Origin of the sequence: Kribbella antiqua (genome assembly GCF_004345665.1) — a bacterium.
GTDB classification, from domain to species: Bacteria; Actinomycetota; Actinomycetes; order Propionibacteriales; family Kribbellaceae; genus Kribbella; species Kribbella antiqua.
Genome location: NZ_SLWR01000016.1, coordinates 33058 through 58665 on the forward strand (window position 1 = coordinate 33058; position 25608 = coordinate 58665).

General features: G+C 67.6%; 26 protein-coding genes. 21 read left to right on the forward strand and 5 right to left on the reverse strand.

Features of this window, described 5'->3' with window-relative positions:
• Positions 1-30 precede the first annotated feature (30 nt).
• Positions 31-651 (forward strand): LysE family transporter, encoded by a 621-nt coding sequence (locus EV646_RS34765; RefSeq protein WP_132156342.1) that lies wholly within the window; start codon positions 31-33, stop codon positions 649-651.
• Here the strand turns inward: EV646_RS34765 and EV646_RS34770 are convergent.
• Both EV646_RS34770 and EV646_RS34775 read right to left on the reverse strand, forming a co-directional pair.
• Positions 648-4082 carry a UvrD-helicase domain-containing protein gene (locus tag EV646_RS34770; RefSeq protein ID WP_132156344.1) on the reverse strand — a complete coding sequence of 1145 codons (3435 nt, stop codon included), beginning with the start codon at positions 4080-4082 and terminating at the stop codon, positions 648-650. The two genes, EV646_RS34765 and EV646_RS34770, sit on opposite strands and share 4 nt — an antisense overlap.
• A complete protein-coding gene (locus EV646_RS34775; protein WP_132156346.1) occupies positions 4075-7161 on the reverse strand; it encodes a PD-(D/E)XK nuclease family protein in 3087 nt (1028 codons plus the stop codon). The genes EV646_RS34770 and EV646_RS34775 overlap by 8 nt, the downstream gene beginning before the upstream one ends.
• 146 nt (positions 7162-7307) lie before the next feature.
• Between EV646_RS34775 and EV646_RS34780 the strand changes: the two genes are divergently transcribed.
• From EV646_RS34780 to EV646_RS34825, 10 genes are all read left to right on the forward strand, one after another.
• Complete coding sequence (locus EV646_RS34780) at positions 7308-7505, forward strand: hypothetical protein (protein WP_132156348.1); 198 nt, start codon at positions 7308-7310, stop codon at positions 7503-7505.
• Between the two features lie 7 nt (positions 7506-7512).
• Positions 7513-7908: a VOC family protein gene (locus EV646_RS34785; protein ID WP_132156350.1), complete on the forward strand. Its 396-nt coding sequence runs from the start codon at positions 7513-7515 to the stop codon at positions 7906-7908.
• Positions 7909-8014: 106 nt separating this feature from the next.
• Complete coding sequence (locus tag EV646_RS34790) at positions 8015-10762, forward strand: FtsK/SpoIIIE domain-containing protein (protein WP_132156353.1); 2748 nt, start codon at positions 8015-8017, stop codon at positions 10760-10762.
• A complete protein-coding gene (locus EV646_RS34795; RefSeq protein WP_132156355.1) occupies positions 10759-11436 on the forward strand; it encodes a hypothetical protein in 678 nt (225 codons plus the stop codon). The genes EV646_RS34790 and EV646_RS34795 overlap by 4 nt, the downstream gene beginning before the upstream one ends.
• Positions 11437-11460: 24 nt before the next feature.
• Entirely contained in the window at positions 11461-11721 is a 261-nt protein-coding gene (locus EV646_RS34800; RefSeq protein WP_131364376.1) for a hypothetical protein, read from the forward strand.
• Entirely contained in the window at positions 11722-12966 is a 1245-nt protein-coding gene (locus tag EV646_RS34805; RefSeq protein WP_132156357.1) for a CdiA C-terminal domain-containing protein, read from the forward strand.
• The gene (locus tag EV646_RS34810; RefSeq protein ID WP_132156359.1) at positions 12966-13427 is read left to right on the forward strand and encodes a hypothetical protein; all 462 of its coding nucleotides are present in this window, start codon (positions 12966-12968) and stop codon (positions 13425-13427) included. The genes EV646_RS34805 and EV646_RS34810 overlap by 1 nt, the downstream gene beginning before the upstream one ends.
• Before the next feature lie 13 nt (positions 13428-13440).
• Positions 13441-13917, forward strand: a complete 477-nt coding sequence (locus EV646_RS34815) for a hypothetical protein (RefSeq protein WP_132156361.1) — start codon at positions 13441-13443, stop codon at positions 13915-13917.
• A gap of 201 nt (positions 13918-14118) precedes the next feature.
• A complete protein-coding gene (locus EV646_RS34820) occupies positions 14119-14343 on the forward strand; it encodes a hypothetical protein (protein ID WP_132156363.1) in 225 nt (74 codons plus the stop codon).
• Positions 14340-14735 (forward strand): hypothetical protein, encoded by a 396-nt coding sequence (locus tag EV646_RS34825; RefSeq protein ID WP_241996527.1) that lies wholly within the window; start codon positions 14340-14342, stop codon positions 14733-14735. Before EV646_RS34820 ends, EV646_RS34825 begins: the two co-directional genes overlap by 4 nt.
• 249 nt (positions 14736-14984) lie before the next feature.
• Here the strand turns inward: EV646_RS34825 and EV646_RS34830 are convergent, their stop codons facing one another.
• Complete coding sequence (locus EV646_RS34830; protein ID WP_132156365.1) at positions 14985-15296, reverse strand: hypothetical protein; 312 nt, start codon at positions 15294-15296, stop codon at positions 14985-14987.
• A gap of 181 nt (positions 15297-15477) precedes the next feature.
• On the opposite strand from EV646_RS34830, the gene EV646_RS34835 reads away from it, so the two are divergent.
• Both EV646_RS34835 and EV646_RS34840 read left to right on the forward strand, forming a co-directional pair.
• Positions 15478-16467: an NAD-dependent epimerase/dehydratase family protein gene (locus EV646_RS34835; RefSeq protein ID WP_132156367.1), complete on the forward strand. Its 990-nt coding sequence runs from the start codon at positions 15478-15480 to the stop codon at positions 16465-16467.
• 11 nt (positions 16468-16478) lie between these two features.
• Positions 16479-16970: a metallophosphoesterase family protein gene (locus tag EV646_RS34840; RefSeq protein ID WP_132156369.1), complete on the forward strand. Its 492-nt coding sequence runs from the start codon at positions 16479-16481 to the stop codon at positions 16968-16970.
• A 123-nt stretch (positions 16971-17093) separates the two neighbouring features.
• On the opposite strand, the gene EV646_RS39635 is transcribed toward EV646_RS34840, so the two are convergent.
• Positions 17094-17249: a hypothetical protein gene (locus EV646_RS39635; RefSeq protein WP_165546543.1), complete on the reverse strand. Its 156-nt coding sequence runs from the start codon at positions 17247-17249 to the stop codon at positions 17094-17096.
• An 18-nt stretch (positions 17250-17267) separates the two neighbouring features.
• Here EV646_RS39635 and EV646_RS34845 point away from each other — a divergent pair, with 18 nt between their 5' ends.
• Both EV646_RS34845 and EV646_RS34850 read left to right on the forward strand, forming a co-directional pair.
• Complete coding sequence (locus tag EV646_RS34845; protein ID WP_132156371.1) at positions 17268-17900, forward strand: hypothetical protein; 633 nt, start codon at positions 17268-17270, stop codon at positions 17898-17900.
• Between the two features lie 144 nt (positions 17901-18044).
• On the forward strand, positions 18045-19307 hold the full coding sequence (locus EV646_RS34850; RefSeq protein WP_132156373.1) for an exonuclease domain-containing protein: 1263 nt from the start codon (positions 18045-18047) through the stop codon (positions 19305-19307).
• A 31-nt stretch (positions 19308-19338) separates the two neighbouring features.
• On the opposite strand, the gene EV646_RS34855 is transcribed toward EV646_RS34850, so the two are convergent.
• Positions 19339-19998, reverse strand: a complete 660-nt coding sequence (locus tag EV646_RS34855) for a class I SAM-dependent methyltransferase (protein ID WP_132156375.1) — start codon at positions 19996-19998, stop codon at positions 19339-19341.
• 115 nt (positions 19999-20113) lie between these two features.
• Here EV646_RS34855 and EV646_RS34860 point away from each other — a divergent pair, with 115 nt between their 5' ends.
• From EV646_RS34860 to EV646_RS34885, 6 genes are all read left to right on the forward strand, one after another.
• Positions 20114-20641 carry an orotate phosphoribosyltransferase gene (locus EV646_RS34860; protein WP_132156377.1) on the forward strand — a complete coding sequence of 176 codons (528 nt, stop codon included), beginning with the start codon at positions 20114-20116 and terminating at the stop codon, positions 20639-20641.
• A 708-nt stretch (positions 20642-21349) separates the two neighbouring features.
• Positions 21350-22360 (forward strand): NADP-dependent oxidoreductase, encoded by a 1011-nt coding sequence (locus tag EV646_RS34865; RefSeq protein ID WP_132156379.1) that lies wholly within the window; start codon positions 21350-21352, stop codon positions 22358-22360.
• Positions 22361-22404: 44 nt separating this feature from the next.
• A complete protein-coding gene (locus EV646_RS34870; protein ID WP_132156381.1) occupies positions 22405-23271 on the forward strand; it encodes an alpha/beta fold hydrolase in 867 nt (288 codons plus the stop codon).
• A gap of 52 nt (positions 23272-23323) precedes the next feature.
• Positions 23324-24130: a strictosidine synthase gene (locus EV646_RS34875; protein WP_132156383.1), complete on the forward strand. Its 807-nt coding sequence runs from the start codon at positions 23324-23326 to the stop codon at positions 24128-24130.
• Between the two features lie 36 nt (positions 24131-24166).
• Positions 24167-24901 carry an SDR family oxidoreductase gene (locus EV646_RS34880; protein ID WP_132156385.1) on the forward strand — a complete coding sequence of 245 codons (735 nt, stop codon included), beginning with the start codon at positions 24167-24169 and terminating at the stop codon, positions 24899-24901.
• Positions 24902-24959: 58 nt separating this feature from the next.
• Positions 24960-25562 carry a TetR/AcrR family transcriptional regulator gene (locus tag EV646_RS34885; protein WP_132156387.1) on the forward strand — a complete coding sequence of 201 codons (603 nt, stop codon included), beginning with the start codon at positions 24960-24962 and terminating at the stop codon, positions 25560-25562.
• Positions 25563-25608: the final 46 nt, after the last annotated feature.

Sequence of the window (25608 nt, forward strand, 5' to 3'; positions counted from 1 at the left end):
TCGTTGCTGGAGGTCGATCGTCGTCCAGTCGTGACGGCGGCGGTGGTTGCCGGGCTGCTCGCGGGGTATGGGATCGCCATTCCTGTCGGGGCCGTCGGCACCTATCTGGTTGGGTTGACTGCTCGAACGTCGTTGCGGGTTGGCGCTTGTGCTGCCCTCGGGATCGCTTCGGCGGATGGGTTGTATGCGTTGGTCGCGGCTGTTGGCGGGTCTGCGCTGGCGCCGGTGCTCGAACCGATCGTGGTGCCGCTGCGGTGGGTTTCTGTTGCGGTGCTGCTCGGGCTTGCGGTGAGTGGGGCGGTGACGGCGGTACGGCGGTATCGGGCACATCGGCTGACGGGGATCACGCAGGAGGTGCCGGTCGGGGCAGTGAAGGCGTATCTCAGCCTGCTGGGCATGACATTGCTGAACCCCATGACGGTGATCTACTTCGCCGCGCTGGTGCTGGGCGGGTCCAAGTCGATGGATCCGGGGTTCGTGGAGCGCGGTGTGTTCGTGATTGCCGCGTTCCTGGCGTCGGCGAGTTGGCAACTGTTGCTCGCCAGCGGCGGGGCGTTGCTGGGCCGAGCGTTGACCGGTCACGTCGGTCGGCTGGTGACAGCACTCGGCTCGAGCTTGGTGATCCTCATCCTCGCCGTGCGGATGGTCTAGAGCGGCCGCTCCACAGCGCCGGTGGGATTGAGGAACAGCAGGATCGGCGTGCCCGGGTTGGGCAGCGTGGCGGCGTACGCCGTCAACTGCGGCGAGTAGTACGCGACACGGCTGTCCAACGCCGCGGCTGGGATCGCGTCGGTCTTGTAGTCGACGATGACGAGGCGGCCGTCGTCCTCGCGATAGATGAGGTCGACGAAGCCTTCGAGGATCGTGCCGTCGGGTTGGACGGTGCCGACGTACGACTCGCGCCAGTGTTCGCGGGCAGCGGCTCGCCGTACGACGTCTGACGCCAATGCGGAACGGGTCAGGGCGGCGACGACATCGGCGTACTCGAGGACACCCTCGGCGAGGCACTGGGCCGAGACCGCGGCTTCGAGGCCGGCGCCGGAGCTCAGGTCGACGACCTGCATGACGCCGTGGACCGCGCGGCCGATCGCGGTGCCGTAGCGGCCCTTGGACCACGGTGGGAGCTCGAGGTCGCGGGCTGCTTTGGCGGTACCGGGATCTACCTCGGTCAGGGCGACCTCCGGGCCGGTCCCTTCCAAGCCCGACGCGCTCTGGGCAGACCGGCGGCGGCTGGCCGAGCGGGCCGCGGTGACGCGGGAATCCCATTCAGTACGGGCGATCGGCGGCGTAACTGCGGCAGCGGATCGCGGCTCGCGTACGACGGGTGGTGGGCTGGTGAAGAGCCTTGTATGTGGAGCCTCGACGCCGCCCGCGGACGCGAGGAGCTCGGCGTTGCTGGAGTGCCGGCGGTTGCCGGACCGGTGGAGCGAGACGACGAGGTGGTCGCGAGCGCGGGTGGCGGCGACGTAAAGGAGACGGCGGCGCTCGTAGTCGTCCATCTGCTCGTCGACGGGCTGGACGAGGTCGAAATCCTCCGTCTGCACCGACGACTTGAGCTTGACCGCATAACCGCCGTCCGGCGGCCACAGCACCTGAACCCCGCGCTGCCGGTTCGGCGCGGCGGTCATGCCGGACAGGATGACGATCGGGAACTCCAGGCCCTTCGCGGCATGGATCGTCATCACCCGTACGGCGTCCGCGTCGGTCTCCGGCAAGACAGCCTCGGCGACGCGCGAGGCTTCTTCGCCTTGGTGCGCGGCCCAGGCCAGGTACGAGCGCAGGCCGCCGTGCTCGACCTCCGACCAAGCACGCGCCTGGTCGACGACGAACCGGATCCGCCGCCACGCATCCCGGGCCCGCGGACCGATCGCCGCGACTTCGAGCATGCGGCGGTCGGCGACGATCTTGGCCAGTACTTCGCTCGGCGTCAGCCACCGTGAGGCGTAGTACGTCCGGCGAAGCCACTCCATCGCCTCGCCGACCGGGTGGGTGAGCAGCGTGTCCGGGACAGGCGCGGTCAGCGTGAACGATCCGCCGGATCGCTTCCAGACGAAGAGGTCGTCGTCACCGCAACCGAACAACGGCGAGCGCAAGGCAGTGACGAGAGCGAGTTGGTCGCTCGGATCGCCGAGGGCACGCGCGCAGGCGAGCAGGTCGCGGACCTCGGCGGTCTGGTAGACGAGCGAGCTGGCCTCGGCCCGATACGGGATGTCCGCGCGGTCGAGGGCGTCCTCGAGGAATGGCAACGACGTACGGGCAGGTACCAGTACGGCGATGTCGCCGGCTTCCGCAGGTCGCCAGCCTTGAGCGCGCTCGTCGTACACCTGCCAGCCGTCCCGCAACGCCTCCTCGACCACCGCGGCGACGTCGATCGCTTCACGTTCGCGCAGGACGGACGCCTGGGCTCGCGGCAGATCGTTGTGCGGCTCAGCGCCGAGCACCGTCACGGCAGGCCCGAACGCCGGATCTGCAAAGAAGTCGGCTGAGGAGTCGGCGAGGTCGGCGCTCGGGGTCTCCTCGGATGCACGGCGGAAGGGGAGGACCGTCGCCAAATCACCGGAGTCTGACAAGTCACCGGAGTCTGACAAGTCGTCGAGGTCACCCAGCAGGGAAAGCTGATCGCCGCTGACGTCGGTCGGTTGAGGTGCCACAGGCCGTGATGGGCGAGCTGACGTCGACGACGGCCCGGTGCGATGCGGAGACAGCGACTGATACGATGGCTGCGCAGCCTCCTGCGGCTGAATCAAGGAGCCAAAGACCGTGTTGACCCAATCCAGAATCGGCGGCACCGTACGGAAATTGGTGGTCAGGGCAACGGTCTCGCCGAGCAGGTCCTGAGCCGTCAAGTACGTCGCGATGTTCGCCCGCCGGAATCGGTAAATCGACTGCTTCGGGTCGCCGACGACGAACAGCCGGCCCTCTGGCACCTCCACCTCGCGCCAGTCCTCGGCCGAAGCCTCAGCACCACCCGCGATCCGCACCGCGAGCTCGATCTGGATCGGATCGGTGTCCTGGAACTCGTCCAGCAGCAGCCGCTCGTACCGCTCCTGCAGCGCCGACCGCACCGACGCGTCCCGCCGCAGCAGATCCCGCGCCAGCACCAGCAGATCGTGGAACTCCAGCCGCCCCTCCTCCCGGCGCAGCCGCGCCGATTCCAGCACCCGCCGCGCGATCCAGTGCGAAAGGTGCCGAAGGCAAGCATCCAGCAGCAGTTCGACCAGCGAACTGGCGACCTCGACCACCTCGGTGCAGTCGCCGCGCACCTTGTTGATGTCCCGCCAGTTCTCCTTGCGCCCGATCCGGCCGATCTTCAGCCCGCGGAAGGTCTGCAGGATCGACAGTTGCGTCTCCTGGTCGGAAGCAGCGTCCAGCATCACCCCGAGCTCGCGGATCTGCTGCACCTTCGGCAGCAACCGGTCCTCGGGATCCAGGCACGAGGAAGCCACCGCGCCGATCTGCGCAGCCGCCGCAACGAGCCCGTCGAGCGACGGCATCGATACCAACTCGGGCGGGTCGACCAGCACGCGCTCGGCGATCAGGTCCCAGTCGTTCCCGAACAGCCGGGCCAACGACCGCAGATGCTTCAACTCGACCCCGACGGCCATCGCCAGCAGCAGCGCCTCGGCAATCGAGTCGTCGTCGAGCAGTTGCTGCTGCAACTCCGCCCAGCGCTCCTCGAACGCCACCGACGACCCGACCTCATCAAGTACGTCGATCAGAGGCGGCAACCCGGCCTCGATCGGATGCGCCAGCAACAGCTGCTGCGCAAAGGCGTGCAACGTCCCGATCGACGCTGAGTCGAGGTCGTCCAACGCCGCATCCGCCATGGAACTGGCCGGCCCCTTGCGAGCCTTCTCGAACTCGACCCGCAGCCGATCCCGGAGCTCAGCGCCGGCCTTCTCGGTGAACGTCACCGCCGCGATCGTCCGCAGCGGTACGCCGTCCCGCAGCACCAGCGTCGTCACCCGGTCGACCAGCGCATGCGTCTTCCCCGACCCGGCACCCGCCTCGACGAACAGCGTCGCCGAAGTGTCCGACTGGATCCGCTCCCGCGCCTCCGAGTCCAGCAACACCTCACTCATCGCCGTTCTCCTCATCAGCGGCATACGCGACCGGGTCGATCAGCCGGACCAAGCGCTCCAGCGTCGGGTCGTGCCGTTTCCGGTCCCACCGCGCCCGCACCTCGCTGTGGCCGATCCCGTCCGGGTTGCAGTACGGGCACTGCACCCACAGGAAATCCGGGATCTCGGGCGCCTTGGGTGGGAAGAACCCGGCCGCGATCGACGACACGATCACGTCGAGCGTCTCGACGTACCGGGCCTCGACCTCGGGAGTCAACGGCACCGGGATCCGCTTGCCGCCGCGCCGGACGAACCAGTACGACGCCTCGACCGGTGTGGAAGGTTCGCCCAGCCGGGCACGAGCGGCGTACGCGTAGACGGGCAGCTGAAGCTTCGTCCCGCCGGCCACTGGATCGGACTCGATCCCCTCGTACCGCGAGAAACCACCGGTCTTCACGTCGGTGACATAGATGGTCCCGTCGCGCCCGAGGTCGACCTTGTCCGCGCTACCGCGCAGCAGCACGCGCCCCGATGGCACCGGGATCTCCACCGGCGGCTCACCATCGAAGCCGAACCGGAGCTCGCTGGCCACCACCGACGCATCGCGCGAGGATCTCCACCGATCGTCGTCGGTCAGGAGCACCATCAGATCGCCAAGGATCCGCAACCGCTCCCGCTGCCACAGCCGTGGATGCCCGGTCAGCCCCTCGGCTTCGAACTGATCCGCGAGATCCGCACCGATTGCCAACAGCAACGACCGTTGCTCGGCCGACCACGGCTCGCCGTACCTGGGGAGCGAACCGGCCAGCCGGGTCACGAAGGCGTCCAGACTGTTGTGGATGAGGTTCCCGACCTGGATCGGCGAGATCACCAGCAGGTCCTCGGGCGCCTCGAGCGGCTCCACCTGAAGCAACCGCTCGACGAAGTAGGCATGCGGGCAGGTCGCATACGCCTCCAGCGACGTCGGTGACGCGATCCGATCCTCGACGGCGTACTCCGGCAGCCCCGACACCCCGGACAAGTCCCCGTCGAAGCGAGTGAACGCATTACTCCCGCGCCCCCGCAGCAGCTCACGCGCGCGAACCAGCACCGCATCGTTCAGCCACAACCCTGCCGCCGCGGAACGCGTCTGCCACTCCTGCTCCGTCGCCGGCATGATTGCCGTAGTCAACGATCCGGCGTACGACGCCGAGGTCAGCAACCGATCCCCATAGTCGGCCTGATCCCATTCCGTCGCGGCAAGCGCGTGATCGCCGGTCAGCGACCGCAACGTGCCGAGCAACCAGCGCGTCGGCAGTCGCCGCGACGATCGCCGCAGGTCGCCGCGGGGGAACGACGCCACGACGCGGGATCCGGCCGAGAAAGCGACCAGCAGATGCCGCTGCTTCTCGTCGAGCCGATCCCGGAACGATGCCAGCTCCGGCGCCGCCGCCGATCGGACCCGGTGCGGGAGCAGCGCATCCTCGTGCACGCGACCCGGATACAGGTCCTCCGACAGCCCCACGACGTACACGATGTCCGCCGACAGCCCGACACTCGCCGAGAGCGGAGCCACCAGTACGCCGGTGCCGAACGTGCCGACGCGGGGGAGTGACTGTTGCAGCTCTAGGTCCAGTACGTCGCGCAGCACCGTCAGACTCGCCGGCGTACCAAGCTCATCCAGCGTCGAAAGGCCCTTCAGCGAACTCTCGACCGCGACAGCGGCGTACTGCTCCTCCACAGGCAGGGACGAGTAGTCGCCGAGCAGGTCCTGGAAGAGCTGCAACACAGCGCCGGCCAGCTCGGACCATGTCTCCATGACGGCGGCGGCCTTCAGCCGCCGGCGCAGCTCCAAGGCAAACGCATGCAAGCGCTCGGCCTTCTCCGCGTTGTACTGCGCACGCCGAACCGCGGCCGGACGTGGATCCTCCGCCGCCTCCTCCTGATTCGCCGTACGACGCTCGGACTCGGCATAGCGGGCGAGACGTGTCTCCCAGTCGTCGCCACGGACGACACCGGCGACACGCGACATGCGCTCCCATTGCGGCACCGGGATCCGCTCGCCAGTGAAGTCGCGGGTTGGCGCGTTCGCCAGCGCGCGGAACACGTCGGCGCGAGGGAGATCCTGGTCGACGAGAGCGAGGACTTCGAGCAGAGTCCGCGCGATCGCTCGCTCGTGGACGGGTCGGGTCCCTGGGCCGTTGACCTCGATGCCGGCGGCGGCGAGGTGCTCGTGCAGGAGTCGCGCGTACGGCGTCGCGGCGGAGTACAGCACGGCGATGCGATGGGCCGGGGTGCGCTCGAGCGCGGCGACGACATCACGGACGACACAACGCACCTCGTCGTCGGCGTCGGATGCGTTCAGGACCTCGGTCGCGACCGGGTAGTTCTTCGAGATCGACGTTGGCAGGTCGATGCCGATGCGTTCCAGCGAACGCCGTACTGCGCGATCGGCACGACGTACGTCGGTGAGGCCGACGATGACCGTGAGGTCGGCGGAACCGAGCGCTTCGACGAAGGCTGCCTCGGTCTGCGTCAGTTCTTGAGGAAGATAGAGCACCAAAGCGCCGAGCTCGGCGACGATCGAAGGGTCGGCCGACGCTCGGGTCGCAGCGGCCCGGAGGAGGTCGGTTTCGTCGTACCAGTCCGGGGCGAGGTCGCTTGTGACGTAGCGATGCAGCCGGACGAGGTCGGGGCCGAGGGCGGAGGCACCGGCGACCCTCTCGAGGGCGGGATCGGTGAGGTCGCGGAGCTCACGGTGGGCTGAGGCAAGCGCTTGGATGGTTGCCGGATGCTCGGCGACGTCCTGGAAGATGCCAGGCGCTTTGGAGAGCGCCGTACGCCATGTCGCCGCGACGATCGGGCGGGTCGCGGGGCGGCGGGGAGCGAGCAGACCGGCGGCAAGCTGCTCGGCCAATCGCGGCAAGGTCGCCAGGTACAGGCCGGCGATGCCTCCTCGACCCGCGAGATAGCGGCGCGCGATGACGCCGGAAAGGTTGTTGGGCAGGAGCAAGGTGACAGGCTTCATCGGATCGTCGGCCTTCAGCCGCGCCACGACGGCATGCAGCCGCTCCAGCGCGGCTGCGCCGTACGCGGTGCTCTCGATCCGGGTCGTACTCACCACATTCCCCCGATCCTGCGGGTCTGTCAGGGAAGACGCTAAACCCTGCCACGGACAGAAACCGGAACATCCGGCGGCCCCATGTTTTCAGGGGGCGAAACGCCAGAGCTTCTGCGAGGCGGCGAGTTGGCTCGGACAATGAAGGAATGACCAGGGAGACGTCGATCGCGCGGGTGCTGCTCGTGCTCGTCTTCGCGCCCGCCGGCGGGTTGTTCGGCAAGGCCGTCGCCGAAGCATCGCAGGGCCATCACTGGTGGCCGTGGCTGCTCGCCGCACTGGCCTGGCTGGTGGTGTCGGGGCTGGTCTCGGTGGCGGTGACCAATCGTTTCGACGAGCACAGATAATGCTCCGATGGTTGCTGCTGTGCATCACATCGAAATCTGGGTCCCGGACCTGTCCCGGGCGCTGACGAGTTGGGGCTGGATCCTCACCAGGCTGGGCTGGAAGGACGGTGACGGCTGGCCGGGTGGCATGACCTGGACCGCTCCCGACGGCTCGTACGTCGTACTGGAGCAGAGCCCGGCGATGTCGGCCGAGGAGCACGACCGGATGCGGCCGGGGATGAACCATCTGGCGCTCAACGCGGCCGGGCGACCCGAGGTGGATGCGATCGTTGCGGAGGCAGCGAACCACGGCTGGACAATGATGTTCGCCGACCGCCACCCGTACGCCGGCGGCCCGCAGCATTACGCCGCCTTCCTGCACAACGACGACGGCTACGAGCTCGAGATCGTCGCCCCCGATTAACTGGTGAGACTGGTGATGGCTGGAGTGACGTCAGGGACTGGTGGTGTGACATGGTTACTCCAGGCAAGTGGTGGTGTCGCGGGGCAGAGGTGGAAGGACGGTGCTCGTGACGGAGGAGCCTGACGGGGGAAGTACGCCCGGATCGGTTTCCCCGGAGCTCCTGGAGGCGCGGATTCGCGGCCTCCAACATGCGCTCGGGCAGTTGCTGGAGAACGCTCGCCGACTGACGTACGGCGAACATCAACGGGCCGTGCAGTTGCATCGTCAGCTGCAGGAGCAGACGGCGGCCGCGCGGCGGGAGTCGCGGGGCTTGGTCGAGGCGGCCACCGCGGAGGCGCTCAAGACCGCCGAGCCGACTGCCCGCCTGCTCGCGGATCGGCTCGCGCCCGGCCTCGCGTCCATCCCGCCGAACGACGCGCGCTGGCGTTCGCGGCAATTAATCGGCGCGGGCATCCCGTCGTACGTGCGAGTGGGGGAGTTGGAGGCCGGTACGCCGGTCGCCGCGCCGCTGCTGCGCACAAACGGCTGGAAGGTGACAGCGGATCGCAACGAGTCGGCACGCCGGCTGCTGCAGAGCGTGGCGTTGAGGCTGGTTGCGGCGGCCGAACCCTTCAGGCTCAGGATTGACGCGTTCGACCCGCGGCTGACCGGCACGATGGGGTTGCTGGGTCACCTGACCACGAAGTACCCACAATTGGTGCCTAGGGCAACACACACCGCGGAACAGTTGCATGCCGTGCTATCTGGGCTCGTTGACGTGTCATCGTTGCGAGCCAGCCGGCAGGCGCAGCTGGGACACAAGCGGTTCGAGGACCTGATCCGGGAGACCGGTCGCGTCACCGATCCCTATCGGCTGGTCATCCTGTTCGACTACCCGGCCGGGATCGACACGCTCGCGCAGCGCGATCTGCTCCGGTTGGCCGCGACCGGTGGTGAGCGCGGCATCTGCTTCCTGGTCCACCACGACCCGTCGATGCCGGCGGAGATGGATGTCGACAGCAAGCAATTGCTTGACCTGCTCACACCCGTTGCCATCGCCAACGAACGAGTCGACATAGCACAATTGCCCGGCGTACCGGCGAAACTCGATCCGCCGTTCGACGCGAATGTTGCCGCAGGCATCTGTGACGTCATCGCCGAGATGGCCGAGATCGCCGTACTGCCGACGATCGACTTCGACCGGACGCTGCCGGATCGATCGACCTGGTGGCAGCCGGTCAAGGACGAGCTCAGCACGGTGATCGGGTACGACGATCGCACGCCGGCGCTGGTCCGGTTGCGTAGCGGCAACCCGGCGCTGCCGCACGTCCTCGTCGGCGGCGCGGTCGGCCAGGGCAAATCGAACCTTCTGCTGGTGATGATCCACGGGCTCGCCGCGCGCTATTCGCCGGACGACCTGGAGATGTACCTGCTCGACTTCAAACACGGTGTCGAGTTCTCCGCGCTCGGCCCGGCGGCGGAGCGGGAGCACTGGCTGCCGCAGGTGCGGGTGCTCGGCATCCACAGCGACCGCGCGTTCGGTCTCGCCGTACTGCGGCATCTGTCGGACGAACTCGCCCAGCGCAGTGAGATCTTCAAGTCACATGGCAACGTTGCCGACATCGCGGAGCTTGCGCCCGGCCCCGATCGGCCGCCGCGGATTCTCGTCGTACTCGATGAGTTCCAGGTGTTGCTGGAGGACGACGACGACCTGGCCGACGAGGCGGCCAAGCTGCTCGAGCGGTTGGTGCGGCTGGGACGCGCGTACGGCGTTCATGTGGTGCTCGCGACGCAGACGATCGAAGGGGTCAAACGGCTGTCGACGCGGCGGGACTCGATCTTCGGGCAGGTGCCTTATCGGATCGCGCTGAAGACGACGCCGGCGGATGCGCAGGCGATCCTGCGGAACGGGAACACGGCCGCGGCCGAGTTGCAGTTCCGCGGCGAGGCGGTGCTCAACGCGAACTTCGGCTCGCCGGACGACAACCAGCATGTGCTGGTGAGCTTCGCGGACAAGGCGGTACTGGACGAGCTGCGCCGGGAGTTGTGGCAGCGATCGGGGACGACGCGTCCGCCGCGGGTCTTCCATCTTGCGGAGCCGGCGCGGTTGGCGGACACGGCTGCCGCGGTGACGCCGGAGTTTGGCCGGCCGTGGACGGGGTTGCCGATCGCCGTGACGGAGGCGCCCGTACCGGTGGAGGTGCGGCCGGAGCCGGGTGCCGGTGTACTGGTGCTGGGTGATGGTCCGGTGGACGCACTCGGCGTACTGAGTGGGCTGGCGCTGTCGACAGCGGCCGCTGCTGTGGATCCGCCGCGGTTCATCTTCATGGACGGGACCAACTCGTCGCCTGCTGTTGCCGAGGGCAAGGGTGCGTTGATCCAGGCACTGCGGCAGCTGGGCTGTGAGGTCGAGACGGTCGACAAGCACGACGACATCGCACCGCGGCTGTTTTCGCTGCGGGATTCGGTCCGGAACGGGCACCTCGGCGAGACCTATCTGCTCGGCTTCGGCTTCCACGGCGTACCGAAGATGCAGACCCACGCGGAGGGTTTCTTCGAGAGTCCGGCGAACGCGTTGCAGGACATCGTCCGGGACGGGCCGGCGCAGGGGCTCATCACCTTCGGTTGGTGGAACCGGCTGCACGTGTGCACCGAGCAGCTCGGGTACGGGCGGGCGAACGTGGCGACCCACGTCTTCCTCCGGCACCCGCAGGACGGCGTACGGGCTGTCTGTGGACCGCTGGTGCGCTGGGCCTCCGAGCCGCACCGCGCGCTGCTGTGGGACGGCCTGCACCCGGAGGCGCAGGTCGTCGTACCGTTCGCCGCACTCCGGTCCGACGAGGTGGACCGCGCGGTGGAATTGGTACGGCGATGAAGACCGAAGAGCAGGAGTGGTCGGAGTACGCACGGGCGCTGCGGCAGGTCGCAGGTGCGCGGGCGGACGCACAGCAGGCGCAGGACCGGCTGACGGCGAACAAGTCCAAGGCGGAGGCCACGGCGCTGGCTGAGGCCAGAGCGATGGAGGACCGTGGCAAGCAGGTAGAGCTCCGGCTGAACGCGCTGGCTGAGCAGGCCGCCGCCAGTCTGCAGCGCGCCGGCCTGCCGGCCGAGGGCAAGCGGGTGAACATCACCTTCCCCGAGATCCGTGCGCTGAGCGATCTGGAGTCAGCGGCGGCCCGCATCACCAAGCAGCTGGGTGAGGCCGTCGATCAGCTGGAGCAGGTCCGTGCGGATGCTCGTGCTGAGCAGGAGCGGCGCAAGCGTCGTACGATCAGCGCTGCTTTGATGCTGGTCGGGTTCGTGGTGGTGTGGGTCGTCACGGGGTCGTTCCTGGCCGGCATCGAGGCTGCGGTGATCGGTGCGGTCACGATGCTGGCGGCGTCGCGGCTGCTCGGGCTGCCACGGCTGCCGGGTGCTCGGTGGTGGGGTTGGGGCGGTGCGGTCGCGGTCGTCGTGGTGATGGCGTCCGGGCTGCCCTGGTGGTTTGCGATCCTGGTGCCGGTCATTGTCGCCAGTACGGCGATCGTGCTGCCGAAGAAGCGTGGTTGAGGTCTCGTTAGGGAGTGGGTCAGGGTGTCTGATGTACAGCGGCTCAAGGAACAGCTGCACCAGGTCTCGATGGAGGCCAAGCAGGCAGCGGGTGGCCTGGCCGGGTTCAAGCTCCGCTTCACCCAGCACAGTCAGCAGGTGGAGAGCCTGATCGCCGGTACGGCGACCGGCGTCGACCGGGACATCACCGAGATCCTGGAAGCGGCCGGCAAAGCCGTCGAACAGGCCGCCGAGGCGCTGGAGATCGCCTCGGCCGGATGCAAGAGCTACGCCGACCAGATCTAAATGGTTTCGGATCTGCAGCGGGTCGCGCGGGGACTCGTCGAGTGCCTTGACGAGGTGCCGCAGGTGATCAGCCACCTGCAGCGCACCGCCGACCGCTGCCGCGAGAACGCGGCCCTGGCCATCGCCGCCTCGCACGGCCACGCCACCGTCGCCGCCCAGCAACTGGACGCCGCCGCCCGCGCCTGCGAAGCCGCCGCCCACTACCTGTCGATGGCGCCGCCGAAGGCCCGAGCCTGGGCCGAACGCCTGGTCGGCGACAGCCGCCGTACCGACCGCCCATCAGCCGACTCCGCCGACCGCAACAAAGCCACCGGCGGCACCGGCGACCTCGCCGAACGAGACTCCAAGGGCCGCACCAAACGCCTCACCACGACCTTCGAAGACCTCGAAGTTGCCGAAGACAACGAACCACCTCTGATCACGGTCGCCCGCAAAGCCTTCGAAAAGTTCCGCAAGGCCCACGAAAAAGACGACGAGCACGACCGCGACCAAGAACCCCTCGAGGTGGAGATCGTGGTCACCGAGACCGGCGAGATCGTCGTACAGGAAGAAGACGACAAAGAACGCAAAGAGCGCGAGGCCCGCGAGGACCGACTGACCCAGGACTACGAGATAGAAGTAGACCTGACCGAAGCCGCAAAGCAACTCCTCGCCGCCATGTCCGAATCCACCGAACAAACCTGGGAACGCGCCAACCTCACCATCACCCCCACCAACGTCGAAGCCACCTTCGACTACCCCGACGACCCCCAACCCATCATCGTCGACATCAACCTCCCAGATCTCGGGCAGCCCGATTTCGACCCAGCCTTCGACCTCCGTCCCCTCGGGTCCGACTTCACCCCCGGCGTCCACGACCCCCACAGCAGCTTCGACCCAAGGGAACACGCCATCGCCGACCGCCTCGCCGAAGCGGGCTGGCGCATCGACGCTCGCGTGCCCGACCACACGTCCGGCGACAAGAACCCGGATGCGATGGTGCGTAAGAGTGCGGCCGAGCGCGGCGTGATCGTCGAGTTCAAGACGCCGACCAGCCGTTCGAACAACACGATCAAGCGCAATATCGGCGATGCGGGCGAGCAAGCGAAAGAGGTCGTCATCGACTGCCGGAAGCTCGGCGTGACCGAGGCCGACGCCTGGCGTGCCTACCGTAGGGCGGTCGGACAGCCCGGCAAGACTATCGCCGATGTCGTCCATGTCATCCTCGGTGACGGACGACTCGTCACCTACCGGAAGGAGCAGTGATGTCCGTCGTCGACAGTGTCTTTGTTGCGGCCGCCGAGTCGCCGGGGCAGGTGGGTGAGTGGCTGGGAGAGGTAGCCGGCGCTGAGGTCATGACAGTAGAGGGTGAGGCTGTTCGGATGCGGGCCCGGGCGGCGTCGGTTGACGAATGGCTCGGTGTGGTGGTTCAGCCGAACGGTTATGTTGAGGAAGCTCCCGAGCCTGAAGACGTCCAGGCGCTGGATCCCTACGCGATCGAGATCCAGGTGAGAGGTGGACAGACCGAGGACCTCCTGCACACGGAAGCGAGACTGATCTTCGACAAGCTCGTCGCGGGCCGGCCCGACCTGCCCATGCTCCTGGTCCACAACCTAAGCACCCTCGTGGCCGCTCACCTGCCAGGCGTCGGCACCCACACCTTCGACCAACCGATCACCCCTGATGCTCCCGACATCGACACCTGGGGCCCGTGGGTCGTGGGCTGATCCGGGGTACCTGATGTCCACCAGCGACACGATCTTCCTGGGTACGAGCGAACCGCTCGGCATCGTGGCGGGCTGGTTGGCGGATGTGCTGGGTTTGGAACGGCTCGATGATCCGGAGTTGAGGGAGAACGAGCACTTCTTCCGGGGGCGTGCGCGGACCGTCGAGGGGACAATCCTGCTCTTGGCCGAGCCGAACACTTACGGCGAGGTCGATCCGGAGCCTGAGGATGTCTCGGCGATCGACGATTACATCGGCGTGGTCGACATTCGCGTTGCGGGGATCAAGGACGAGGAAGCACAGGCCCGGGAAGCCCTTGCGATTTTCGACGAGCTGGCCGCGACTCAGCCCGACGTGGCGTTGGTCCTGAGCCATGCGTTGTCCTGGATCGTAGCGGCGTACCTCCCTGGTGCTGGCGTCCACAACTTCCCACCCCGCACGTCCCTCGACGCAGACGCCCTCGAAACCTGGCGCCCCTGGGTCATCCGGTGACGACCTCGTCGGCCGGGGGCCTCGGCTGAGGGCCTGGTGACGCTCTCGGAAAAGTTTGTGAGATTCGCGTCATGAAGTGGGGTGGGGGTGCGTCACATCGGTGGACCCATCCCCACAGGGAAGTGGAAGTGATTGATGTGAAGCGCAGATCTTCGATGTCGCTGATGGGAACGCTCCGGCCGAGCAGGCGGGTGCATTGAGATGTCCGGTGATCCGGTACCGCAACGTCGCCGCGTACGAGTGTGGTTCGGGGACCACGTCGTCGCGGACTATCGGGCGGAGGCCGAGCTGGCCGAACGCTACGCAGCTGCCATGTCGCGCCGGTTCGCCGGTCTGCGCGTGACCAGTGAACCGATCCCCGACACCGACCCAGGCCCGGGCCGCGCGCTGCCGGGCGAACGGCTCTGGGAGGTAGCCCCGAAATGACGTCCCGCCGCTTCCGGCTGATTCGCCATCACGACGTCTCCGGTGTCAGCGGTACCGGACCCGTCGCCGAGGGTGTGCAGTTCACCGACGGCGCGGTCGCGCTCCGCTGGTACGGCGACTATCCGACCACCACGGTCTGGGACGGCATCGAGTCGGTCATCGCCATCCACGGCCACGGCGGCGCCACCGAGGTCGAGTGGATCGACCCGGAGCAAGGCCCCGATCCCGAGCTCAAGCTCCCACCGCCCGAGGCGCTCCGGCCCAGACCCTGGCCGGACCTGCACTCGGCTCCCGAACCCCAAGATCCCGACCCGTTGCACAGCGACCGCGATCCCGGTACGTACGGCGGTGCGCCGCCGGCCGGCTGGTCGTCGTACCGGGTCTTCCGCTGAGGTCCCCGAACCCCAAGAGCCGCCCGTACGACAGAGCCGCCCGTACGACGGAGCCGCCCGTACGCCCGAGGTCGCCGTACCGCTGAGGTGGTCGTGTTGCTGAGCAGGAGCGGGTCCGGCGCCGCGGACCCGGTCCGGGCAGTCGGCGCGGCCCCTCCGCACGGCGCCGGCCGCCCGAAGCCCGGGCGGCACCAGAGCTGACTCAGACCCAGCCGGACTCGCGATACGGCTGGGCCTGAGGGTCTCTCGTCAGCTGAAGTCCTGGGTCTCGGCCACGTCGAGGTTGTAGTAGGTGGCCGGGCCGTCACACAGCTCCATCATCTTTGCCGCGTACTCGCTGGTGTCGGGGCGGTTGGAGTTCTCCATCGCCTCTTCGTACGACGCGAACTCGATGATGGCGAAGTAGCGGCCCGGCTCGTCCCGGTCGGCGCAGGCCATCGCGCGCGTCGGGGCGGGCCCGTCGCCGTCGTCCATCCGGCGCTTGCGGAAGTCCTCGTTGAGCGCGGCAACCTCATCCGGCTTCGACGTCCGGTACTCGATGATCTGAACGAAAGCACCCATGTGTCCCCCTTGCCCAGGGCACCCATCCCGTGTGAGTGCCTCCTCTGCCGACAGTGCGCCTCGATCCCCCACCACCGCAAGGGTTCGCGTCGTTTGATGACGGCCTGCCCGCACAGGATCACTTTCTGCCTTCGGCAGACGGGTGTGGGTTTTGTCGGTGCGGCCTGATTGGCTTGCGGGCGTGGAGATTCTGATACTTGGCGGGACCGCCTGGCTCGGGCGGGAGATCGCGACACAGGCGTTGGCGCGCGGGCATTCCGTGACCTGCGTGGCCCGAGGCGAGAGCGGTGCCGTGGCGGACGGAGCGACGCTGATCACCGCCGATCGAAGCAGCCCGGACGCGTACGACGCCGTACCCGATCAGGCGTGGGACGCGGTATTCGAGGTGTCGTGGCAGCCGGGTTTTGTGCGTGGGGCGCTGGCCGCGTTCGGGGCGAAGGCGAAGCACTGGACGTATGTGTCGTCGGTCAACGTGTACGAGAAGTTCGACACGCCGGGCGCCGACGAGGCCGCCGTACTGCGGGATCCGACCGACCTGGACCTCGCCGAGCGGGAGCAGTACGGCGAGGCGAAGGTCGCGTGTGAGCTGGCTTCGGTCGAGGCGGTGGGGGATCGGCTGGTGATCGCGCGCGCCGGGCTGATCGGTGGGCCCGGCGACAAGAGCGATCGTTCGGGGGCGTGGGTTGCGCGGGCGGCGCGGGCGCCGGAGGAGCCGATGCTGGTGCCGGACACGCCAGAGCTGACGACCGCGGTGATCGATGTACGGGATCTCGCGTCGTGGCTGCTGGACTGCGCCACCGAGGGTCGGACCGGGACGTTCGACACGCTTGGGCCGGTGGTGCCGTTCGGGGAGTGGATCGAGCTCGCGCGCTCCGTTGGCGGTCACATGGGGCCGGTGGTGCTCGCGCCGCGGGACTGGCTGGAGGAGCAGAAGGTCGAGCAGTACATGGGGCCGGATTCGCTCGCGATGTGGCTGACCGCGGCCGGTTACGAGGGCTGGTCGAGCCGGAGTGGGGCGGCGGCTCGTGCGGCCGGGTTGAAGCATCGGTCGCGGCGGGAGTTCTTGGAGGACGCGTTGGGGTGGGAGCGGGAACTCGGTCTGGACCGTGAGCGTCGCGCGGGTCTGAGCCCGGCCAAGGAGAAGGAGTTGATCGAGGCTTTGGAGGCGTAGAGAGTGATCGCATGCGGTTGGTGCTGATCTCGGACACTCATCTGCCGGTGCGGGCGAAGAAGCTACCGGCGCCGGTGTGGGAAGCGATCGATAGCGCCGATGTGGTGATCCACGCCGGCGACTGGGTCAGTGTGGCGCTGCTGGACGAGTTGGAGACGCGTGCGGCGCGGTTGATCGGGTGCTGGGGCAACAATGACGGCCCGGAGCTACGGGCGCGGTTGCCGGAGGTTGCCCGGGTGACGCTCGACGGGGTATCGGTCGCGGTCGTGCACGAGACCGGCCCCGCCAAGGGGCGCGAGGAGCGGTGCGAGAAGGCGTATCCGGGGGTCGATGTGCTGGTGTTCGGTCACAGCCACATTCCCTGGGACACCACGAGCCGGGGTGGGCTGCGGCTGCTGAATCCCGGATCCCCGACGGATCGGCGGCGGCAGCCGTACTGCACCTACCAGACCGCGACGATCACCGCTGGGCGTCTCGAAGAAGTTGCTTTGCACAACCTTTGAATAGTTGAAGCCGGCAACTGAACGACCACGGCCGGGCGTGGTGGGATACGCCGTACCACCGAGTTACGGCGTATCACCCACGCCCGGCCGATCGTCGTACCAGGCAGCGTTGATTTCCCAGGCCTAGGCGTTGGCTGCTTCCTTGACCCGGGTCTTGAGCCGGTCGCGCACCTCTTCCGGCGTGTAGGCGCGGCGCTTTCGTTCGCCCCGCGCGATCACCACGCCCGTCGCGGCCACGCCGACGAGCCCCGCAAGTCCTACCACCTTCCATACCTTCATGGCGACTAACCTAGCGACGTGGAGAGCCGGATTTCGCTGGATGATGCTACGGAACTGACACGAACAGGTGACATTTGGCTGTTCCGCGGTGCGAAAGCCGCGGACCGGGCCATCCAGCTGACCACCAACAGCCCGATCAACCACGTCGGCATGGCGATCGTGGTCGAGGATCTGCCGCCGTTGATGTGGCACGCCGAGCTGGGTCGCTCGCTGCCGGACATGTGGAGCGGCAACCATCAGCGCGGTGTGCAATTGCACGACCTGCGCGAATCGGTGCTGGTGTGGGCGCGGAAGTACGGTCAACGCGCATGGCTGCGGCAGCTGGACCATCCGGTCACGCGCGAGATGGAGGACGCCGTACTGCGGACTGTTGCCCGCTTGGACGGTACGCCGTTCCCGTCGACGGCCCGGCTGGCGTCGCGATGGGTGCGGGGGCGGATCCCGGCGTTCCGGCGCGGGTCGCGTGAGCTGGAGCTCGAGTCGGCGTACTGCGCTGAGGTGGTGGCGGTGACGTACGAGGAGATGGGGTTGCTGCGCGGGCGGCAGCCGAACTGGTACGACCCGGGGCGGTTCTGGAGTGGGGACGATCTCGCGCTGGCCCATGGGGCGAAGCTCGGGGCGGAGATCGCGGTCGATATTCCCGCGGTCTGACTGCGTCGGTTTCCCGGCTGTCGCCAGCTGCGTCGGTTTCTCGGCTGTCGCCGGCTGCGTCGGTTTCTCGGCTGTCGCCGAAACTGTCGGCGGCGTGTGATTGGGTTGTTCCGGGTCGGTAACCGAGCCGGAGGAGGCCTGCGGATGTATGCCGTCATCGACACCGAGACGACCGGTCTGCTGCCAAGTCATCGGCATCGGGTGATCGAGATCGCGGTCGTGCTGCTGGACGCGCGCGGCCGGGTGGAGCACGAGTGGGTGACGCTGCTCAACCCACAACGCGACCTCGGACCTCAGCATATTCACGGGATTCTCACCGCCGACGTGCTCGCGGCGCCGGAGTTCGGTGACGTCGCGCGCCATCTCGGTGGGTTGCTCGCGGGGCGGATGGTTGTCGGGCACAACGTTGAGTTCGACCTCGGGTTTCTGCGGGCGGAGTTCGGGCGGCTGGGGTTCGCCGTACCGCTGATCACCGAGCGGTCGATGTGCACGATGGCGTTGGCCGGTTATCTGTATCCAGGTGCGAAACGGACGCTGGGTGCATGTTGTGCGGCCGCGGGGATTTCGATCGAGGGCTGGCATTCGGCGTTGGCGGATACGCGTGCGACGGCGCAGCTGTTTGGTCAGTATTTACAGGCGTTTCCGTCACCACCGCCGTGGCAGTGGGCCTATGAGGAAGTCAGCCGGCTGCGGTGGCCGGCGTTGCCTGGGAGTGATTTCACGCCGACCGTTCGACCGGTGCATGCGGGTGGCCGCCATGGGTGGATGAGTCGGCTGGTTGACCAGTTGCCGCGCGTTCCTGAACCACCTCAGGCCGACTCGTACCTCGCTCTGCTCGACATGATCGTCTCCAACCGAGAGATCACTGCGGCCGATGCCGATCAGCTCGTGCAGGCCGCGACCGACCTCGGGCTGACCCGACCACAGGTCCATGAGCTGCATCGATACTACGTTTCGGCGCTGGCCGAGGCGTCGTGGAGCGATGGTGCGATCACGGCGGACCAGCGCAGCGACCTGGATCGGGTCGCGGTGATGCTCGGCCACCGTGCGTCGGATGTGGACGACGCGTTACTGCGAGCTAGTGGCGGCCGGTACGTCGTACCGGCTCGTCCTGGGGCGCGCGGGTTTCCACCGGGGAGCACGATGGTGTTCACCGGCGATATGGTCGAGCCGCGCGAAGTCTGGTGGGACCGCGCCGTCGCCGCCGGCTTCGCACCCCAGGAAGCCGTCCGCCCCGACACCACCTTCGTCGTCGCCGCAGACGTCGACAGCCTCTCAGTCAAGGCCCGCGCTGCCCGCGACTACAACATCCCCATAATCTCCACCGAAGACTTCCGCCGCCTCCTTCCACCGGATCCACCTCGCACGCCCGATGCTGCGTCGGTGGGGGAAGGTCGGACAGGCTAGAGCCGGCCCTCCCACCGCAGCCGCCGCGTGTTCAGTGGTTGGCGCGTTGGGCGACGAGGACCAATGAGGGGACGCCGGCGACGCTCTGGGAAAGCCGGAGTTCAGCCACCGGGTCGAGGCCTGCCGCGGCCAAGAGGACCCAGAGATCGTCAGGCTGCCAGAGGTACGTGGTCCATGTAACCGGGACCGCGCCGTACGCCTCGGTTCGTTCGAGGTCGCCATCACCCATGTGGGTTCCGATGATGAGATGCCCGCCCGGAACCAAGGCTTGGCCGAAGGACATCAGGACCTGGGGAAGGATGCGCCGGGGCAGGTTGAACAGGGAAAACCACCCGAGAATCCCTCCGAGCGACGAGTCCGCCAGATCGAGGTCGGTTGCCGAGGCAACGGCGAACCGCTGGTTGGGGTGTAGCCGGCGGGCGTGGTCGATCATGCGGGCCGAGAGGTCAACTCCGGAGATGTCGAGGCCGCGCTCGGCCAAGTAGGCGGTCATATCTCCAGGACCGCAGCCGACGTCGAGCACCGGGCCGAGATCGTGTACCGCAGCTGCGAAGCCGTCGATCGCCGTACGCAACCAGGGATAGGTCGTGATGTCGCCGAGGTTCATCTCGACGTAGTTGTCGGCGACACGGTCATAGGAGGTCCGAACCACGTCAAGGTCGGCGGGCTGCTCGATGCGGGAGGCGTTCATAGAGCCGGATGTTAGTGACCAGTCCCGGTGATGCGCGGGTGGCGGAAGGCCGTGGCGTGCCCTCGCGGATCGGTGGTGCGCGGTTGGTGGAGGGTGGGCGGGATAGGGTGCGCGGGTGGAGCTTGTGGAGTTGGGGCGGCGGGTTTATGCGAGCGCTCATCTGACTGGTTCGTTCGTACTGCGGTCGGGGCAGACGGCGGGGGAGTACCTCGACAAGTACCGGTTCGAGGCGGATCCGGTGTTGCTGGATGCGATCGCGGAGGCGATGGTCGCGCTGGTGCCGGCGGACACCGAAGTACTTGCCGGGTTGGAGATGGGTGGGATTCCGGTGGTGACCGCCTTGGGGCGTCATACCGGGCTGCCGTGTGCGTTTGTGCGCAAGGAGGCGAAGGCGTACGGAACCCGCCGCCTCGCCGAAGGTGCTGACACCGCCGGCCGCCGCGTCACCATCGTCGAGGACGTCGTCACGACCGGCGGTCAGATCGTCCTCTCCACCGAAGAACTCCGCACCCAAGGCGCCCACATCACCAACGCCCTCTGCGTCATCAACCGCAACCCCACCACCCCGCCCCCTCTCACCGCAGCCGGCCTGACCCTCCACGCCCTCTTCACCCCAGAAACCCTCACCCCGCCCACCAACTAACCGCGTCAACGGCTCCCCGCCGAGCCGTCACCCCGGACCGGCCCGAGGCACACAGCCAGGACGGGCCCCCTCACCCCACCCACCAGTTGAGCGCGTTGCCTGGGGCTGCTCGCCGTTGAACCATTGGCCCGGGCCGGGCGGGTTCTGCGGCCGGGCGTGCCCCTCGCGTGCGTGAGTACTTCGGCGACCACGACACGGTCCGGCGACTGGGATCGACCTGTACGACGTCCGGCAGCATCGCGATCGGCGGCGCGATCATGGATGTTGGGCAGGACGATCTACCACTCGGCGGCGTCGGCGCGAGTCGAAACGGGATCGAGGGCTTCCGGACACTCAGCCAACCCAAGGGCATCTTGGTGCACGGGCGCTGGGACAGCACACGCCTCCGGCGTGGGCCCATTCGGCAACGTGCTGAATCACTCCTCAACTCATTCGATGAGCGGGCGGCCACCGTTCGACGACGACGCTTGCCGGCCCAGCACCTTCGCCTGGGCGGTGTCTCCTCCGATCGGTCAGCTCGAAGTCCGCCCAGGCGCTTGCGAGCCGTCGTCGAGCGCCCGTACTGCCACGACACCTGGCCGCGGGGACGCGTACTCCGGGCAGCGACCGGGATCAACCGCCTCTCCTGAGGGCTCGCTTGACAAGTTAACTGAGTACGCTCATTATTGAGTTAACTCAGATCAACTGGTGCAGAGAAGGAAAGTTGCCATGCGAGCGTTTGTCGTCAATCGGTACAAGGGGCCGTTGCAGCAAGTGGATGTCCCTGAGCCCGTGGTCGGAGAGCGCGACGTGCTCGTCCAGGTCCAGGCTGCTGGGCTCAACCAGCTCGACGAGAAGATCCGGGCGGGCGAGTTCAAGCTGATCCTCCCGTACAAGCTGCCGCAGATCCTGGGAAACGACGTCGCCGGAACGGTGGTCGGCGTCGGCGCGAAGGTGCGGGGATTCGCGCTCGGCGACGAGGTGTACGCCCGGCCTGACAAGGACCGCATCGGAACGTTCGCGGAGCGCATCGCGGTCGCCGAGGCCGACCTGGCGCTCAAGCCGGCATCGGTCAGCCTCGAGGAGGCGGCCTCGCTGCCGCTGGTGGCTTTGACCGCGTGGCAGGCACTCGTCGAGCGGGGCAACCTGCAGCCGGGGCAGCGGGTCCTCATCCATGCCGGCGCCGGGGGAGTCGGGACGATCGCGATCCAGCTTGCCAAGCATCTCGGCGCCACGGTCGCCACCACGGTCAGCGCCGGCAACGTCGACTTCGTGCGCGAGCTCGGCGCGGACGTCGTCATCGACTACCGCAGCCAGGACTTCGAAGAGCTCCTCGACGGGTACGACCTGGTGCTGGACAGCCTCGGCGGGAAGAACCTCGAGAAGTCGCTGCGCGTGCTGCGCCCCGGCGGGAAGGCGATCGGGATCGCCGGGCCGCCCGACTCGGCGTTCGCCCGAGAGCTCGGCGCGAACCCGGTGCTCCGGCTGGTGATGACCGCCCTCAGCAGCGGCATCCGCCGCCAGGCCCGGCGCCTCGGCGTGACGTACGAGTTCCTCTTCATGCGCGCCAGCGGTGACCAGCTTCGCCAGATCACTGCCCTCGTCGACAGCGGCGCGCTGCGCCCCGTCGTCGGACGGATCTTCGACTTCGACCAGACCGTGCAGGCAGTGCAGTCGCTGGCAGTGCCGTCGACGGAAGGGGGCGGCATCCGCGGCAAGGCCGTCATCAGCAGGACCTGACAAACCCATTTCAGCAGGCACGAACCAGCAAACAGGAGAACACCATGAGCACGAACAATCACGCAGACAACGACGTCATCACCGCCTACAAGGATGCGCCCGCCCGCACCGTCGAGGCCGGCGGCGTCACCTACGCCTACCGCGAGCTGGGGCCGAAGGGCGGGATCCCCGTCGTCTTCTTCGTCCACCTCGCCGCCAACCTCGACAACTGGGACCCCCGGATCGTCGACCCCATCGCCGCGGAGCACCACGTCATCACCTTCGACAACCGCGGCGTCGGAGCTTCCAGCGGCAGCGTTCCCGACAGCGTCGAAGCGATGGCCGACGACGCCTACGCGTTCATCAAGGCGCTCGGCTTCGAGAAGATCGACATCTTCTCCTTCTCCCTCGGCGGCATGGTCGCCCAGGCCCTCGTGATGAAGCACCCCGGACTGGTCCGCAAGCTCATCCTGACCGGCACCGGCCCTGCGGGCGGCAAGGACATCGACAAGGTCGCCGGCACCACCTACTACGACATCCTGCGGGCGGCCCTGACCCGGTCGGACCCGAAGGAGTTCCTGTTCTTCAACCGCAACGCCACGGGCAAGCCCGCCGCCCGCGCGTTCGTGGAGCGGCTCAAGGAGCGCACCCTGGACCGCGACGCGCCGGTCGCGGTGAAGGCGTTCCAGACGCAGCTCAAGGCGATCAAGAAGTGGGGACGCTCGGCCCCCGCCGACCTGTCGAAGATCACCCAGCCCACCCTGATCGCCAACGGCGACAACGACCGGATGGTGCCCTCGGTGCTCTCCGAAGACCTGCACCGACGCATCAAGGGCTCGGAACTGATCATCTACCCCGACTCCGGCCACGGCGGCATCTTCCAGTTCCACGACAAGTTCGCCCCGGTCGCCGTCGAGTTCCTCGCCCGATGACCACCCGAGCACCGCAACCGCCGTTCCCGATCACGAGACGAAAGGCAACACCATGAGTACGTCACCGTCCGCCGCGCAGCTGGGCGTGCAGAAGCACCTCACCTCCTCGATTCCGCTCTGGGTGCGCACCGATCAACCCCGCCAGACCGGCATGGACTACTGGAAGGGCCCGCACTCGAAGATCATCTCCGCCACTCCGGGCTTGGAGGAGTACCGGCAGATCCACCTTGCCGAGGACAACCCGGGCCGGTGGCCGGTGACCGACGGGGTGGAGACGTCGATCCCCGTCGACCGGAAGATCGACGGGGTCGCGGAAGTCACCTTCCACTCGGCGCTCTCCCCCCTGCTAGGGCGAAAGCAGACGCAGCTGGCCTACAAGGACGAGATCAACGTGTTCCGCCGTACTCTGCTCTACACCGGCCCGCCGAATTCGTCCCGCTGGTACGACATCGCGGGCCCAGGAGAGACAGTCGGTGCCCGTGCCCTGGTCTACCTGCGCCGCAGAGACGGGGTCGGCGCTGGTGAGTTCCGCAAGTTCATCAAGAACCAGCTTGTACCCGCACTCGCCGGCACCGGAGTGCTCAAGGAGCTGCGTACGCAGACCTTCCTGCCCTGGATCGAAAAGCTCTGGGACACCCCGAACGTCGCACACGACAACCCCCACGACCAGCAGTTCCACGCTTCGGTCATCCTCGGGTTCACCGACACCGCAGCACGCGATGCCTTCTTCACCAGCACCGTGATCGCCGAACTGTCCAACCAGCTGGCACCGCTCGCCTCCGCGATCCACGCGTATGACGTCGACGCCGCCCTCACCTACGTCAAGAACGGCGACATCCTGCCGCACTACGAGCAATAGCCGATCGGGCCATCCCCAACAGAAAGAACAGTGAACATGCCTTCCCTCAACGAAGCAGTCGTCCTGGTCACCGGGGCAAACGGCGGCATCGGAACCCATTTCGTCCAGCAGGCACTCGCACGCGGCGCGGCGAAGGTCTACGCCACGGCCCGCACTCCTCGCACCTGGGACGACGACCGCATCGTCCCCCTCACCCTCGACATCACCGACTCCGAATCCATCGCCGCAGCCGTGGCCACAGCGCCGGACGTGACGGTGCTCATCAACAACGCGGGCGCCCTCCCGCCGAGCGCAAGCCTGCTGGAGGTGACCGAGACCGACATCCGGGCGAACATGGAGACCAACTTCTTCGGGCCTGTCTTCCTCGCCCGTGCGTTCGCGCCGGTCCTCACCGCCAAGCCGCAGTCCGTTCTCGTGGACATGCACTCGGTCGCCAGCTGGTACGGCTTCGGCGGCACCTACAGCGCCAGCAAGGCCGCGCTCTGGTCGGACACCAACTCTCTACGGCTCGAGCTCGCACCCCTGGGTGTGCACGTGACCGGCGTACACATGGGGTACGTCGAGACCCGCATGGCCGCCCACGCCGACGGGCCCAAGCTGCAGCCGGCCGAGCTCGTGACCAAGGTGTACGACGCCGTCGAGGCCGGTGAGTACGAGGTCATCGGCGACGAGCTGACCGCCCAGGTCAAGGCGGCTCTGAGCGGTCCGGTCGAGGCGCTCTACTCGGAGATCCGCGACACAAGGGCTCCCCTTGTCGCCGTGGAAGAATGAGCGCGGCACCTTGGAGCCCACACAGCCTGAGCCCACACTGCAGAGAAGGACGGCAGCCATGCCACTCGACTCCCAACCAGTCGGACGGCGCGAGCGGAACAAGCAGCAGAAGCTCGATCGCATCACTGCCGCCGCCCGAGAGCTCTTCGCCGAGCGCGGCGTCGACGAGGTCACCACGCAGGAAATCGCTGACAAGGCCGACATCGGCGCGGGCACGCTGTTCCTCTACGCCAAGACCAAGGGCGAGCTCCTCCTGCTCGTGCAGAACTCCACCTACGCCGATGCGCTCGCACAGGGCAGGGCGGCGGCCGAGAATATCTCGGACCTGCTCGACGCGGTGATGGCGATCGTCCGCCCGGTCGTGGAGTGCAACCGCAAACAGATCGACAACGGCCGGACCTACCTGCGCGAGATCGTCTTCGGCGACCCCGAGGAGCCCCACCACCGCGACGCGCTCATCCTGACCGTGCAGACCGAAAAGGCAATCGCCGACGTACTACAGCGAGACGACCGCATCACCCCCGGCGACGCCGCGACCCTCGCGCACATCGTCTCCGCGATCATGTTCGTCAGCATGGCGGCGACAATCAACATCGCCAACCCGGTCGACGACGTCGTACAGGAGATCACCGACCAGGTCCGGCTTCTGCTACCGGGGTGATGCCGGCGGCAGCCACGCGGCTCAGGACTTGGTGGAGGTGTGGACG